Source organism: Pseudomonas sp. MYb541 (assembly GCF_037479595.1).
GTDB classification, from domain to species: domain Bacteria; phylum Pseudomonadota; class Gammaproteobacteria; order Pseudomonadales; family Pseudomonadaceae; genus Aquipseudomonas; species Aquipseudomonas canadensis.
In genome coordinates this window covers 54,650-68,828 of record NZ_JBBGYS010000012.1, presented here as the reverse complement: position 1 = coordinate 68,828, position 14,179 = coordinate 54,650, and the positions used below count along the sequence as shown (strand labels likewise).

Annotated in this window: 11 protein-coding genes; 6 read left to right on the top strand and 5 right to left on the bottom strand. The window is 55.2% G+C overall.

Annotated elements, in window-relative coordinates; genetic code table 11:
* Positions 1-50: 50 nt before the first annotated feature.
* From mnmE to rpmH, 5 genes are all read right to left on the bottom strand, one after another.
* Positions 51-1,421 (bottom strand): tRNA uridine-5-carboxymethylaminomethyl(34) synthesis GTPase MnmE, encoded by a 1,371-nt coding sequence (mnmE, locus tag WH299_RS09770; RefSeq protein WP_339550166.1) that lies wholly within the window; start codon positions 1,419-1,421, stop codon positions 51-53.
* A gap of 79 nt (positions 1,422-1,500) precedes the next feature.
* Entirely contained in the window at positions 1,501-3,183 is a 1,683-nt protein-coding gene (yidC, locus tag WH299_RS09765; RefSeq protein WP_068937756.1) for a membrane protein insertase YidC, read from the bottom strand.
* A gap of 2 nt (positions 3,184-3,185) precedes the next feature.
* The gene (gene yidD, locus WH299_RS09760) at positions 3,186-3,431 is read right to left on the bottom strand and encodes a membrane protein insertion efficiency factor YidD (protein WP_003213574.1); all 246 of its coding nucleotides are present in this window, start codon (positions 3,429-3,431) and stop codon (positions 3,186-3,188) included.
* Positions 3,424-3,828, bottom strand: coding sequence for a ribonuclease P protein component (rnpA, locus tag WH299_RS09755; RefSeq protein ID WP_204937165.1), 405 nt, complete (start codon positions 3,826-3,828; stop codon positions 3,424-3,426). Before rnpA ends, yidD begins: the two co-directional genes overlap by 8 nt.
* A gap of 16 nt (positions 3,829-3,844) precedes the next feature.
* Complete coding sequence (gene rpmH, locus WH299_RS09750; RefSeq protein ID WP_003213577.1) at positions 3,845-3,979, bottom strand: 50S ribosomal protein L34; 135 nt, start codon at positions 3,977-3,979, stop codon at positions 3,845-3,847.
* Between the two features lie 585 nt (positions 3,980-4,564).
* Between rpmH and dnaA the strand changes: the two genes are divergently transcribed.
* From dnaA to WH299_RS09720, 6 genes are all read left to right on the top strand, one after another.
* Positions 4,565-6,076 carry a chromosomal replication initiator protein DnaA gene (dnaA, locus tag WH299_RS09745; RefSeq protein ID WP_122730031.1) on the top strand — a complete coding sequence of 504 codons (1,512 nt, stop codon included), beginning with the start codon at positions 4,565-4,567 and terminating at the stop codon, positions 6,074-6,076.
* Positions 6,077-6,114: 38 nt separating this feature from the next.
* Positions 6,115-7,218 (top strand): DNA polymerase III subunit beta, encoded by a 1,104-nt coding sequence (dnaN, locus tag WH299_RS09740; protein ID WP_016970682.1) that lies wholly within the window; start codon positions 6,115-6,117, stop codon positions 7,216-7,218.
* A 20-nt stretch (positions 7,219-7,238) separates the two neighbouring features.
* On the top strand, positions 7,239-8,342 hold the full coding sequence (recF, locus tag WH299_RS09735) for a DNA replication/repair protein RecF (RefSeq protein ID WP_012721452.1): 1,104 nt from the start codon (positions 7,239-7,241) through the stop codon (positions 8,340-8,342).
* Between the two features lie 4 nt (positions 8,343-8,346).
* Entirely contained in the window at positions 8,347-10,764 is a 2,418-nt protein-coding gene (gyrB, locus tag WH299_RS09730; RefSeq protein WP_339550165.1) for a DNA topoisomerase (ATP-hydrolyzing) subunit B, read from the top strand.
* 265 nt (positions 10,765-11,029) lie between these two features.
* Entirely contained in the window at positions 11,030-12,640 is a 1,611-nt protein-coding gene (locus WH299_RS09725) for a type I restriction-modification system subunit M (protein WP_339550164.1), read from the top strand.
* A gap of 65 nt (positions 12,641-12,705) precedes the next feature.
* Positions 12,706-13,968: a restriction endonuclease subunit S gene (locus tag WH299_RS09720; protein ID WP_339550163.1), complete on the top strand. Its 1,263-nt coding sequence runs from the start codon at positions 12,706-12,708 to the stop codon at positions 13,966-13,968.
* Positions 13,969-14,179: the final 211 nt, after the last annotated feature.

The following is a 14,179-nucleotide window of genomic DNA, read 5'->3' as shown; positions in this document are numbered from 1 at the left end:
GGCCGCTATCGCTGCTAAGCCAGTGCCTACAGGGCGTGTGGATAACTTTTTTATTTGCCGATGCAGAAGCTGGAGAAGATCCGGCCCAACAAATCATCGGAGCTGAATGCACCGGTGATCTCTCCCAACAACTGCTGCGCCTGACGGAGATCCTCTGCCAGCAGCTCCCCTGCCCCCGCTAACGTCAACTGTGCCCGGCCGTGCTCCAACGCTGCGCTCGCGTGGCGCAACGCCTCCAGGTGCCTACGGCGCGCACTGAAGCTGCTCTCCGAGGTCTGCTCGTAGCCCATACAGGCCTTGAGGTGCTCGCGCAGCAGTTCCAGGCCTTCACCCGCCGACTTGGCGCTCAGGCTGATCGTGACGTGGCCATCCGCGCTGGTTTCCATCGCAATGGCTTCACCCGTCAGGTCGGCTTTGTTACGAATCAAGGTGACCTTGGCCGGGTCCGGCCGTTGCTCAAGGAATTCCGGCCACAACGCGAAAGGATCCACAGCCTCGGGCGCCGTCGCATCCACCACCAGCAGAACTCGATCCGCTTCGCCGATGGCCTTGAGCGCGCGTTCCACGCCGATCTTTTCCACCTGGTCATCGGTGTCGCGCAAGCCGGCTGTGTCGACCACGTGCAGTGGCATGCCGTCGATGTGGATATGTTCGCGCAGGATATCCCGGGTGGTGCCGGCGATCTCAGTGACGATGGCGGCCTCGCGCCCCGCCAGTGCATTCAACAGACTGGATTTGCCTGCATTGGGCCGTCCAGCAATCACCACCGTCATGCCGTCACGCAGCAGCGCACCTTGCCCGGCTTCACGCAGCACTGTGGATAACTCATCACGGACTTTATCGAGCATCGTCAATACATGGCCATCGGCGAGGAAATCGATTTCTTCCTCGGGAAAATCAATCGCCGCCTCGACGTATATGCGTAGGTTGATTAGTTGTTCGGTCAGGTGATGCACACGTAGCGAGAACGCGCCCTGCAGCGAGCGCAGTGCGTTGCGTGCAGCCTGTGCAGAACTGGCTTCGATCAAATCAGCAATGGCCTCAGCCTGGGCCAGGTCGAGCTTGTCGTTGAGAAAGGCGCGTTCGCTGAATTCCCCAGGCCTGGCCAGACGGCAGCCCAGTTGCAGGCAACGCTGCAGCAACATATCCAGCACAACCGGGCCGCCGTGGCCCTGCAATTCCAGGACATCTTCCCCAGTAAAGGAATTGGGCCCAGGGAAATAAAGGGCCAAGCCTTCGTCCAGCACCGTTTCATCTGCATCCAGGAATGGCCCGTAATGGGCATATCGCGGCTTTAACTCGCGGCCGCTGATAGCCTCAGCCGCCTTGCCGGCGAGCGGTCCGGAGATACGAACGATACCGACACCGCCGCGACCTTGAGCGGTAGCGACAGCAGCGATGGTTTCACGAGGAGCGCTCATCAGCAGGTTCCAGAACTAAAGTGACGGAAAGCAAAACGCCCCACTAGGGGGCGTCTTGAGTGGTTATCCACAGAGTAAATTACGCAGAGGCTTTTGCGGTAGCCGCTTCGATTTTACGTGTGATGTACCACTGTTGAGAGATCGACAACACGTTGTTGACCACCCAGTACAGCACCAGACCAGCAGGGAACCACAGGAAGAAGAAGGTGAAGATGATTGGCATCATTTTCATTACCTTGGCCTGCATCGGATCCGGCGGAGTCGGGTTCAAGCGCTGCTGGATAAACATGGTCGCGCCCATGATGATCGGCAGGATAAAGAACGGGTCTTTGATCGACAGGTCAGTTATCCACAGCATGAACGGAGCCTGACGCATTTCCACGCTTTCCAGGAGTACCCAGTACAGCGACAGGAATACCGGCATCTGCACCAGAATCGGCAAGCATCCACCCAGCGGGTTGATCTTCTCTTTCTTGTACAGCTCCATCATGGCCTGCGACATTTTCTGCCGGTCATCGCCATGCTGCTCTTTCAGCGCCGCCAGTTTCGGGGCTACGGCACGCATGCGCGCCATCGACTTGTAGCTGGCTGCCGACAGAGGGAAGAAGATCCCTTTGATCAGCATGGTCAGGAAGATGATCGAGAAACCCCAGTTACCCACAATGCTGTGGATATGTTGCAGCAACCAGAAAATCGGCTGGGCAATGAACCACAGGAAGCCGTAATCCACAGTCAATTCCAGACCTGGGGACAACTCTTTCAGCACAGCCTGGCTTTTCGGGCCGGCGTACAACGTGGCGCTGGTTTCAGCCTTGGCGCCTGGCGCGACGGTCAACGCCGGGCCAGTGAAGCCAATGATGTAGTTGCCTTGGCTGTCCTTGCGGGTTTGAACCAGGTTCGCGTCGCCCTTGCTCGGGATCCAGGCGGTCACAAAGTAGTGTTGCAGCCAGGCTACCCAGCCACCTTGGACGGTTTCTTTCAGCGAGCCCTTGTCGATATCTTTCATCGACACTTTTTTATACGGTTCGCTACTTGTCCACAGGGCGGCGCCCAGGTAAGTCGCGGTGCCGGTGGCGGTGCTGGAAGAAGGATCGGAACTGGCATCACGCTTGAGCTGGGCAAACAGGTTGCCGCTCCATGGTTTGTCGCTTTCGTTGTCGATCAGGTAAGTGACCTTCAAGTCGTACAGACCACGGGTAAAGCTGAAACGCTTGATGTAGTTGACGCCGTCGAGGCTGAATTTCAGGTCAACGTTCAACTGGTTCTGGCCATCAGCCAGTTGATAAGTCTTCTGTTCGGTCGAATAAACCGGACGACCGGTAGCACGAGCATCCGGACCGTTGGTGCCGGTCAGGCCACTTTGCGCCAGATAAGTACGTTCACCACCGTTATCGAACAGTTGGAACGGAACATCCGGATGGTCTTGGCGACGTGGATACAGCGGCAGTTTCAACTGCGCGATATCACCACCTTGTGGGTCGATAGCCAGGTCGAGCACATCCGTTTTGACATGGATGAGGTCTTTATTGGTGACCACTGGCGTTTCTAAAGGGGCGCTTGTCTCGCCATTCGCGCTGGGAACATCGGCACTCGCGGACGCATTGTTACCCAGCGGGGTGTCCGGAATAGCCGGCGCAGCCTGATTGGTAGCAACATTCTGAGTCGGCAGGGCAGCTTGGCCGTAGTCCTGGTTCCACTTAAGAACCATGACGTAGGACACGATTGCCAGGGCGACGATCAGGATCGTGCGTTTAATATCCATGATTACTCGGCCATCGAAGAAGAACGGGAGGTAGGGATAGGTGGAACCGGGTCATAACCACCGGGATTCCACGGATGACAGCGACCTAAACGACGAAAGGTCAGCCAGCCACCGCGCAGAAGACCATGATTTTCTATGGCCTCTAACGCGTAGCAGGAACAACTGGGGTAGAAACGACAGTGGTTGGCCATCAGAGGACTAATGGCATAGCGATAAAACTGGATCGGAACGAGGGCCAGTTTACGCATCAAGGCTGTCTACCCCTACAGTTTCGGTGTTGGCCGCTGGAGCTGGTTTGTTGGTACGCGCCAGACGTTTCCAGAGCTTGCCGAAATGCTGAATCAATTCGGGGTTTTCTACATCACCCAAGCCTTTGCGCGCGACGATAACAATATCCCAACCAACCAGAGTGTCCTGGTGGAGGCGAAACGATTCGCGCATCAGACGCTTGAGGCGATTGCGCTCAACGGAGAGCTTTACGCTCTTCTTGCCGATCACCAACCCGAGACGGGGGTGATCAAGATCGTTGTTACGCGCAAGGAGCAGGAGATTTTTCCCCGGAACCTTGCCGGTGGGGGAGTCAAAGACTGCCTTGAAATGCCGGGGGGTTAGCAGACGCTTTTCCCGACTGAAGTCCTGACTCACCACCAGTACCGGATTATCAAACTGCCAGACGCGCACGACCTTTGGCGCGACGACGCGACAGGACAGCACGGCCGTTCTTGGTAGCCATGCGAGCACGGAAGCCGTGGGTGCGGGCGCGTTTGATGGTGCTTGGTTGGAAAGTACGTTTCATGGCGTTGTTACCTGGTTCGTCCACAACGGGCCGGAATGGCCCCCGTTTTAAGAGACCGGCGATTCTAGTGAAAGCAAGCCTCTAGGTCAATTTCCAACCAGCTTTTCCTTTAATTAGATCTCCACAGGCCATCCGGTCATTTCTGTCCGCCAGGCTTCCACCGGTCATGGGATAGATATAAAAATAAAGAAGGAAGTTATTTAAAGCTTTTCTGTAAAGCTTATAAAAGCTAGGCAGGCCTTCCTCTGTGGATAACTTCCTTGAGGCCTTATTCCACCTGATGTACAGAGAATGACAACACGGGGGAGAAACGGTGCTCTGCCTGTGCTGCGCTGTCGGATAAGCTGTGTGTGGAATAGGTTGTTATCCACAGGCCAGTTACCCACAGACTTTCGACCCCACTTGTACAACGAGCTTAGGTAGGCTTATCCACAGAGCTTATGCACAGACCATTGGTCGCCTTTATTACCGTTAAGACGTTGATTTTGGCCGGCCTGTGATCAAGCTACATGTGGATAAGTGGGCGGCTCGCCGCTACAATGGCGGCTGTTTTTGCCTCACCGGCTTTCAACTTAGGGGATATCCGTGTCAGTGGAACTTTGGCAGCAGTGCGTGGAGCTTTTGCGCGATGAGCTGCCTGCCCAGCAATTCAACACCTGGATCCGTCCGCTACAGGTCGAAGCCGAAGGCGACGAGTTGCGTGTCTACGCGCCCAATCGTTTTGTTCTCGACTGGGTCAATGAGAAGTACCTGAGCCGCGTTCTCGAATTGCTCGATGAACATGGCAACGGCCTCGCGCCCGTGCTTTCCTTATTAATAGGCAGCAAACGTAGCTCGGCGCCTCGCGCTGCGCCGAATGCGCCACTGGCTGCGTCGCAAGCCCAGGCAGCGACAGCACCTGCTGTCAGTGCGCCCGCGCCTGCACCGGCGCCCTCCAAATCCTCTGCGCAAAAAAACGCTCCAGAGAATGAAGAGCCATCCCGCGACAGCTTCGACCCGATGGCAGGCGCCGCCTCCCAACAAGCCCCAGTTCGCGCCGAACAGCGCACTGTGCAGGTCGAAGGCGCGCTCAAGCACACCAGCTACCTGAACCGCACCTTTACCTTCGAGAACTTCGTCGAAGGTAAGTCCAACCAGCTGGCTCGCGCCGCTGCCTGGCAGGTCGCCGACAACCCCAAGCACGGTTACAACCCGCTCTTCCTTTATGGCGGTGTTGGCTTGGGTAAGACTCACTTGATGCACGCTGTGGGTAACCACCTATTAAAGAAGAACCCGAATGCCAAGGTCGTGTACCTGCACTCGGAGCGCTTCGTGGCTGACATGGTCAAGGCCTTGCAGCTCAACGCCATCAACGAGTTCAAGCGGTTCTACCGCTCGGTAGATGCGTTGTTGATCGATGACATTCAATTCTTTGCCCGCAAAGAGCGTTCCCAGGAAGAGTTCTTCCACACGTTCAACGCGCTGCTTGAAGGTGGTCAGCAGGTCATCTTGACCAGTGACCGTTACCCGAAAGAAATCGAAGGCCTGGAAGAACGTCTGAAATCCCGATTCGGCTGGGGCCTGACCGTTGCGGTAGAGCCGCCGGAGCTGGAAACCCGCGTTGCGATCCTGATGAAAAAAGCCGATCAGGCCAAGGTCGACTTGCCCCACGATGCGGCGTTCTTCATCGCTCAACGCATCCGCTCCAACGTGCGTGAGTTGGAAGGCGCGCTCAAGCGGGTCATCGCACACTCTCACTTCATGGGCCGCGACATCACCATTGAGCTGATTCGTGAATCCCTGAAGGACTTGCTGGCACTGCAGGACAAACTGGTGAGTGTGGATAACATCCAGCGCACCGTGGCCGAGTACTACAAGATCAAGATTTCCGACCTGCTGTCCAAGCGCCGTTCGCGCTCGGTGGCACGTCCTCGGCAGGTGGCCATGGCGCTCTCCAAAGAGTTGACCAACCACAGCCTGCCGGAAATCGGTGATGTGTTTGGCGGGCGCGACCACACCACGGTCTTGCACGCGTGCCGCAAGATCAACGAACTTAAGGAATCCGACGCGGATATTCGCGAGGACTACAAGAACCTGCTGCGTACACTGACCACTTGATAACACCAGCGCAGCTTATTAAGGCAAGGGACTAGACCATGCATTTCACCATTCAACGCGAAGCCCTGTTGAAACCCCTGCAACTGGTCGCAGGCGTCGTCGAGCGCCGACAGACCTTGCCGGTGCTTTCCAACGTATTGCTGGTAGTCGAAGGCCAGCAATTGTCCTTGACCGGTACTGACCTGGAAGTCGAGCTGGTCGGTCGTGTGCAGCTGGAAGAGCCTGCCGAGCCGGGCGAGATCACCGTACCGGCGCGCAAGCTGATGGACATCTGCAAGAGCCTGCCGAACGACGCGCTGATCGACATCAAGGTCGATGATGCGAAGTTGGTGGTCAAGGCCGGCCGCAGCCGTTTCACCCTGTCCACGTTGCCGGCGAATGATTTCCCGACCGTTGAAGAAGGCCCGGGCTCGCTGACCTGCAGCCTGGAGCAGAGCAAGCTGCGTCGTTTGATCGAACGCACCAGCTTCGCCATGGCCCAGCAAGACGTGCGTTACTATCTCAACGGCATGCTGCTGGAAGTGTCGGAAGGCATTATCCGCGCCGTGGCCACCGACGGTCACCGCCTGGCCATGTGCTCGATGCGCGCCGATATCGGTCAGCCGGACCGTCACCAGGTGATCGTGCCGCGCAAAGGTATCCTTGAACTGGCACGCCTGCTCACCGAGCCGGAAGGCAACGTCAGCATCGTGTTGGGTCAACACCACATTCGCGCGACCACTGGTGAGTTCACCTTCACCTCCAAGCTGGTTGACGGCAAGTTCCCGGATTACGAGCGCGTGCTGCCTAAAGGTGGCGACAAGCTGGTACTGGGTGATCGTCAGGCGCTGCGTGAAGCGTTCAGCCGTACCGCGATTCTGTCCAACGAGAAGTACCGTGGTATCCGCCTGCAACTGGCTAACGGTCAGCTGAAAATCCAGGCGAACAATCCGGAGCAGGAAGAAGCGGAAGAAGAAGTGGGCGTCGACTATAATGGTGGTTCCCTGGAAATCGGCTTCAACGTGAGCTACCTGTTGGACGTACTGGGTGTGATGACCACCGAACAGGTTCGCCTGATTCTGTCGGACTCCAACAGCAGCGCCCTGGTGCAGGAGTCCGACAACGACGACTCGGCGTATGTTGTCATGCCGATGCGCCTGTAATCATGCTCAGCAGAAGCTAGATGTCCCTCAGTCGCGTCTCGGTCACCGCGGTGCGCAATTTGCACCCGGTGACCTTCTCCCCCTCCCCCCGCATCAATATCCTCCACGGCGCCAACGGCAGTGGCAAAACCAGCGTGCTGGAAGCCATTCATCTGCTGGGGCTCGCCCGATCCTTTCGCAGCGCTCGCTTGTTACCGGTGATTCAGTACGAGCAATTGGCGTGCACTGTGTTTGGCCAAGTCGAACTCGCTGAAGGTGGGCACAGCAGCCTGGGGATATCCCGTGATCGCGGCGGAGAGTTCCAGATTCGCATTGACGGGCAAAATGCACGCAGTGCTGCGCAGTTGGCAGAGATCCTGCCGCTGCAATTGATCAATCCCGACAGTTTTCGTCTGTTGGAAGGTGCTCCAAAAATCCGCAGGCAATTCCTCGATTGGGGAGTGTTCCACGTGGAACCGCGTTTCATGGCCACTTGGCAGCGCCTGCAGAAGGCCCTGCGGCAGCGGAACTCATGGCTGCGGCATGGTACACTTGACGCCGCTTCGCAAGCGGCCTGGGACCGGGAACTGTGCTTGGCCAGCGACGAAATAGATGAATACCGCCGTGCCTATATCAAAGCCTTGAAACCAGTCTTTGAACAGACCCTGAGTGAGTTGTTGGATCTCGAGGGTCTGACGCTGAGTTACTACCGTGGTTGGGATAAAGAACGTGAGCTGAGTGCAGTGCTCGCGACGTCCTTGCAACGGGATCAGCAAATTGGTCATACCCAGGCCGGACCCCAACGGGCTGATTTGCGTCTTAGATTAGGCGCTCACAATGCCGCGGACATCTTGTCCCGTGGCCAGCAGAAGTTGGTGGTGTGTGCACTGCGTATCGCCCAGGGCCATCTGGTTAGCCAGGCCCGACGCGGACAGTGTATTTATCTGGTGGATGACTTGCCGTCAGAACTCGACGAGCAACACCGCCGCGCGCTATGCCGCTTGTTGGAAGAATTACGCTGCCAGGTGTTTATCACCTGTGTAGACCACGAATTATTGAGGGAAGGCTGGCAGACGGAAACGCCAGTCGCTTTGTTCCACGTGGAACAAGGCCGTATCACCCAGACCCACGACCATCGGGAGTGAAGGCATGAGCGAAGAAAACACGTACGACTCGACCAGCATTAAAGTGCTGAAAGGTTTGGATGCCGTACGCAAACGTCCCGGTATGTACATTGGCGACACTGATGACGGTAGCGGTCTGCACCACATGGTGTTCGAGGTGGTCGACAACTCCATCGACGAAGCTTTGGCCGGTCACTGCGACGACATCAGCATCATCATCCACCCGGATGAGTCGATTACCGTGCGCGACAACGGTCGCGGTATTCCGGTAGACGTGCACAAAGAAGAAGGTGTTTCGGCAGCAGAGGTCATTATGACCGTACTCCACGCCGGCGGTAAGTTCGACGACAACTCCTATAAAGTCTCCGGCGGTTTGCACGGTGTGGGCGTTTCGGTAGTGAACGCACTGTCCGAAGAGCTGATCCTGACTGTTCGCCGCAGCGGCAAGATCTGGGAACAGACCTACGTTCACGGCGTTCCACAAGAGCCGATGAAAATCGTCGGCGACAGTGAAACCACCGGTACACAGATCCACTTCAAGCCATCGGCTGAAACCTTCAAGAATATCCACTTCAGCTGGGACATCCTGGCCAAGCGTATTCGTGAACTGTCGTTCTTGAACTCCGGTGTGGGCATCGTCCTCAAGGATGAGCGCAGCGGCAAGGAAGAGCTGTTCAAGTACGAAGGCGGCCTGCGTGCGTTCGTTGAATACCTGAACACCAACAAGACTGCGGTCAACCAGGTGTTCCACTTCAACATCCAGCGTGAAGACGGCATCGGCGTGGAAATCGCCCTGCAGTGGAACGACAGCTTCAACGAGAACCTGTTGTGCTTCACCAACAACATTCCTCAGCGCGACGGCGGTACTCACTTGGTGGGTTTCCGTTCGGCACTGACGCGTAACCTGAACACTTACATCGAAGCCGAGGGCTTGGCCAAAAAGCACAAAGTCGCCACCACTGGTGACGATGCACGTGAAGGCCTGACCGCGATTATCTCGGTAAAAGTGCCGGATCCTAAGTTCAGCTCCCAGACCAAAGACAAGCTGGTGTCTTCCGAAGTGAAGACTGCCGTTGAACAGGAGATGGGCAAGTACTTCTCCGACTTCCTGCTGGAGAACCCGAACGAAGCCAAGCTGGTCGTCGGCAAGATGATCGATGCTGCGCGTGCCCGTGAAGCGGCGCGTAAAGCCCGTGAGATGACTCGCCGCAAAGGCGCGCTGGATATCGCCGGCTTGCCAGGCAAACTGGCTGACTGCCAGGAGAAGGACCCTGCCCTCTCCGAACTGTACCTGGTGGAAGGTGACTCTGCTGGCGGTTCCGCCAAGCAGGGTCGTAACCGTCGCACCCAGGCCATCCTGCCGTTGAAAGGTAAGATCCTCAACGTCGAGAAGGCTCGCTTCGACAAGATGATTTCTTCCCAGGAAGTCGGCACCTTGATCACGGCATTGGGCTGCGGTATTGGTCGTGACGAGTACAACATCGACAAGCTGCGCTACCACAACATCATCATCATGACCGATGCTGACGTCGACGGTTCGCACATCCGTACCCTGCTGCTGACCTTCTTCTTCCGTCAGTTGCCGGAGCTGATCGAGCGTGGCTACATCTACATCGCTCAGCCGCCGTTGTACAAAGTGAAAAAGGGCAAGCAAGAGCAATACATCAAAGACGACGACGCCATGGAAGAGTACATGACGCAGTCGGCCCTTGAAGATGCCAGCCTGCACTTGAACGACGAAGCGCCGGGAATTTCCGGTGAATCGCTGGAGCGTTTGGTAAACGACTTCCGCATGGTGATGAAGACCCTCAAGCGTTTGTCGCGCCTGTACCCTCAGGAGCTGACCGAGCATTTCATCTACCTGCCGGCCGTCAGCCTGGAACAGTTGGGCGATCACGCAGCGATGCAGGATTGGCTGGCTCAGTACGAAGTGCGCCTGCGTACTGTCGAGAAGTCTGGCCTTGTGTACAAAGCCAGTCTGCGTGAAGACCGTGAACGTAACTTGTGGCTGCCAGAGGTCGAACTGATCTCCCACGGCCTGTCGAACTATGTCACCTTCAACCGCGATTTCTTTGGCAGCAATGACTACAAGACCGTGGTGACCCTCGGCGCTCAACTGAGCACCTTGTTGGACGACGGCGCTTATATTCAGCGTGGCGAGCGTAAGAAGCAGGTCAAGGAATTCAAGGAAGCCCTTGACTGGCTGATGGCGGAAAGTACCAAGCGCCACACCATCCAGCGATACAAAGGTCTGGGTGAAATGAACCCGGATCAGCTGTGGGAAACCACTATGGACCCGGCACAGCGTCGCATGCTGCGCGTGACCATCGAAGACGCCATTGGCGCGGACCAGATCTTCAACACCCTCATGGGTGATGCGGTCGAGCCTCGTCGTGACTTCATCGAGAGCAATGCCCTGGCGGTTTCTAACCTGGACTTCTGATCCCGTGTAGGCGGGCAAAGTTATTTGGCTTCTAGGCCAAAGTTAGCGGGTCAATCCAAGTTAATCGCCCATTACCCTGCTGATAAAACCCCGGCTGACCGACAGGTCTTCCGGGGTTTTATCGTTCGGGGATGAAATATTTTTTGGGTTCCAGTTGACGACGACTTGTACAATCCTTCCACTCAATCTTCCGATCTGTCCGAGATCCAGGCTGTTATCGCCGGCTACTTGGACGTCTAGCTTTTTTATAGGGACTGATTTACCCATGGCTGACAAGCTGTCACTCGAAACGCTGGAGTCCTGGCTTTGGGAGTCCGCGAATATTCTGCGCGGATCCATCGACTCATCCGACTTCAAGAACTACATATTTGGCCTGCTCTTCCTCAAACGTTACAACGACGTCTTTGACGAACGTATTGCCAAGCTGATGAAGGACGAAGGCCTGAGCTATGGCGATGCTCAGTATGAAATCGAAGATAAGTGGGGGACGCTCCCTATTAGTGCTCGTTGGTTCGATTTAATATCACGCACGGAAAATATTGGTGAAGCCTTGGATAAGGCTTTCGCTACCATTGAGGCGAACAACCCCGAACTGCAACACGTACTCACCGCCACTCAGTACGGCGATAAGCGAGTGCTTTCAGATGCCACCTTGCAGCGCCTTTTGCGCCACTTCAACCAGTACAAGCTAGGCAATGCCGATCTGTATAAAGCAGATATGCTTGGCGATGCCTACGAGTACCTGATCAAGCAGTTCGCCGACGATGCCGGTAAGAAAGGTGGCGAGTTCTATACGCCCAAAGGTGTGGTGCAGTTGGTGGTCGAGCTGATCGATCCACAGCCAGGCCAAACCGTATACGACCCCACCTGTGGTAGCGGCGGCATGCTGGTGGAGAGCGCCCATCATGTGGCCCGTTTGCCCAACGGTACCCTTATGGGAAAACCCAATGTGCTTCTGTACGGGCAGGAAAAAAACCTGGGCACCTGGGCTATCGCTAAGCTCAATCTCTACTTGCACAACATGCATGCAGGCATTGAGCGTGGTGACACCTTGGTAGAACCCAAGCACCTCGATGGCGATTACCTGAAGACTTTTGACCGGGTGATTGCCAATCCACCGTTCTCGGCCAAATCCTGGTGGGCACCCCTGGAGTTAAGTAATGAAAGCGAACAGGAAAATGGCAAAAAATTAAAGGCTCCGAACTATAAACAGGTCAGTGATCCCTATGGTCGGCTGCTCTATGGCATCCCACCGCGAGGTTATGCCGACTTAGCCTTTGCGCAGCATATGCTCGCTAGTCTCAAAGCCGATGGCCGTATGGGGGTCATCTTGCCCCATGGTGTGCTTTTCCGCAGCGGCGAGGAGGGCAAGATTCGTGAAGGGCTACTATTTGGTACCACCGCTGCTAATGGTAATCAGCCTGGTGACCTGTTTGAAGCCATCATCAGTTTGCCGTCGGCCCTTTTCTACAACACAGGTATCCCGGCCTGCGTTCTGATATTTAACAAGCAGAAGCCTACTGCTCTCAAGGGCAAGGTCATCATAATCGATGCCAGCCGTGATTTCCTCGAAGGTAAGGTGCAGAACAGCCTGCGCGCTGATGACATCACTCGTATCGTCAGAACCCATAAGGCAGCTCTGGAGCGGCAGATCGAAGTTGAGAACTACTGCCGGGTGGTAACGCTGGAGGAAATCCTCAGCAACGATAGCAATCTTAATATCGCACGATATATCAACAATGGAGAGGCCGAAGATGCCGTGGATGTCGCCGGCACCTTGGTAAAACTGGCGACTTTGGCGGAGGAAGAAGCACAGATAGATGTGAGATTGAATAGATATCTGTTCGAGTTGGGTCTAGTCGAGGCCGAACAATGAGCCCAGTTGGAAAGGACGGTTACCAAGAAACTTCGTTAGGCTGGATTCCTTCTCAATGGAGGTTCTTGCCCATCAATACAATTGCTCAGGAATCGACCTTGCGCAATGAAAACAACACTTCCCTACCAGTAATTTTGTGCTCTAAACACGTTGGTTTTGTTCGGTCACTTGAATACTTTAAGAAGAAAATATTCAGTGACGACACCAGTAATTACAAAGTTGTAAAGCGAAACTGGATTGCCTATCCATCCAACCACATAGAAGAAGGTTCTATCGGGCTACAGAACATTTGCGACGCAGGTATCGTAAGCCCTATATATACGGTTTTTTCCGTCAATGACGAAGTGGAACCAGATTTTATTCATAGGGTGCTTAAAACCGAGTTATATAGAAAACAGTATGTTTCCGCAATGAATGGCTCGGTGGATAGACGAGGAAGCTTGCGATGGTCGCAGTTTTCTAAAATAAAAGTTCCCGTTCCACCACTCCTTGAACAACAAAAAATCTCCGCCATCCTTACGGTAGTGAATGACAAGCTGGATGTGATTGCGCGCCAGATTGAAGCCACCCAAGGCCTCAAAAAAGGGCTGATGCAAGCGCTGTTTAACCGGGGCGTTGGCACCCAAGATGCCAATGGCCGCTGGGTGCCGCATGTCGAATTCAAGGATAGTCAGCTAGGGGAGATTCCGGCGCTCTGGGATGTTGGTTTGATTGCTGACTACGTATCTGCTCTGCGGTCTGGAGTCAGTGTTAACGCGGAAGATCGGGTACATGGTGATGACGAGGTTGGTGTCCTTAAGGTTAGCTGCGTAGTTCGTGGAGAGTTCCGTCCGCATTGTCATAAGGCTGTTCTTCCTGAAGAGCAAGAGCGTGTCGCTGAACCTGTTTTACAGGGCCGCATTATTGTCAGCCGAGCGAACACCCCAGCCTTGGTAGGCGAGTCAGCCTATGTCGATTCTGCTTGGCCTAACTTGTTCCTCCCAGACAAGCTCTGGCAAATCGAGCCGTCAGAGAGATCTCATTCAGTTAAATGGCTAGCTTTTTATTTGCAATCGCCATTTGTTCGCCAGGAAATCAGCAAGGCAGCTACAGGCACCAGTGGCAGCATGAAGAATATCTCAAAGCCAGCATTTTTGGGCATTCGGATGCCGCTAGTGCCTATTGCTGAGCAAGAACACATTGCAGCGATTCTTTCTGGCGTTACATCAAAGATTGAAACCTTAAACAGTAAGAAAGTTTACTTCAAAACCCTCAAAGACGGCCTGACGCAAAAACTCCTTACCGGTGAATGGCGCGTTAAGTTAGACAATCCTACCAGAGCAGTCTGAGTCGCTTTTTTATGGACGAAATTACCGCCCTGCCCCTGGACTGTACTTGATCTGCAACGCAGCGTGTACACCAAACTCGGGCGCTGCGTGAAGCATTCGCAACTGTGCGAGCGCTGCTCAATACCATAGTGGCCTGAGAAAGCCTCCAGAGGATCCATGATGTGTCTACCAGGAAGACCATGGGTACCTCGGTCTGGTTGCGGCGTTTGGC

Bases quoted from the DNA above. Each gene is read 5' to 3' on its own strand.
- yidD (WP_003213574.1), bottom strand. From the start codon at position 3,431: ATGCGTAAACTGGCCCTCGTTCCGATCCAGTTTTATCGCTATGCCATT.
- gyrB (WP_339550165.1), top strand. From the start codon at position 8,347: ATGAGCGAAGAAAACACGTACGACTCGACCAGCATTAAAGTGCTGAAA.
- rpmH (WP_003213577.1), bottom strand. From the start codon at position 3,979: ATGAAACGTACTTTCCAACCAAGCACCATCAAACGCGCCCGCACCCAC.
- dnaN (WP_016970682.1), top strand. From the start codon at position 6,115: ATGCATTTCACCATTCAACGCGAAGCCCTGTTGAAACCCCTGCAACTG.
- yidC (WP_068937756.1), bottom strand. From the start codon at position 3,183: ATGGATATTAAACGCACGATCCTGATCGTCGCCCTGGCAATCGTGTCC.
- recF (WP_012721452.1), top strand. From the start codon at position 7,239: ATGTCCCTCAGTCGCGTCTCGGTCACCGCGGTGCGCAATTTGCACCCG.
- mnmE (WP_339550166.1), bottom strand. From the start codon at position 1,421: ATGAGCGCTCCTCGTGAAACCATCGCTGCTGTCGCTACCGCTCAAGGT.
- WH299_RS09725 (WP_339550164.1), top strand. From the start codon at position 11,030: ATGGCTGACAAGCTGTCACTCGAAACGCTGGAGTCCTGGCTTTGGGAG.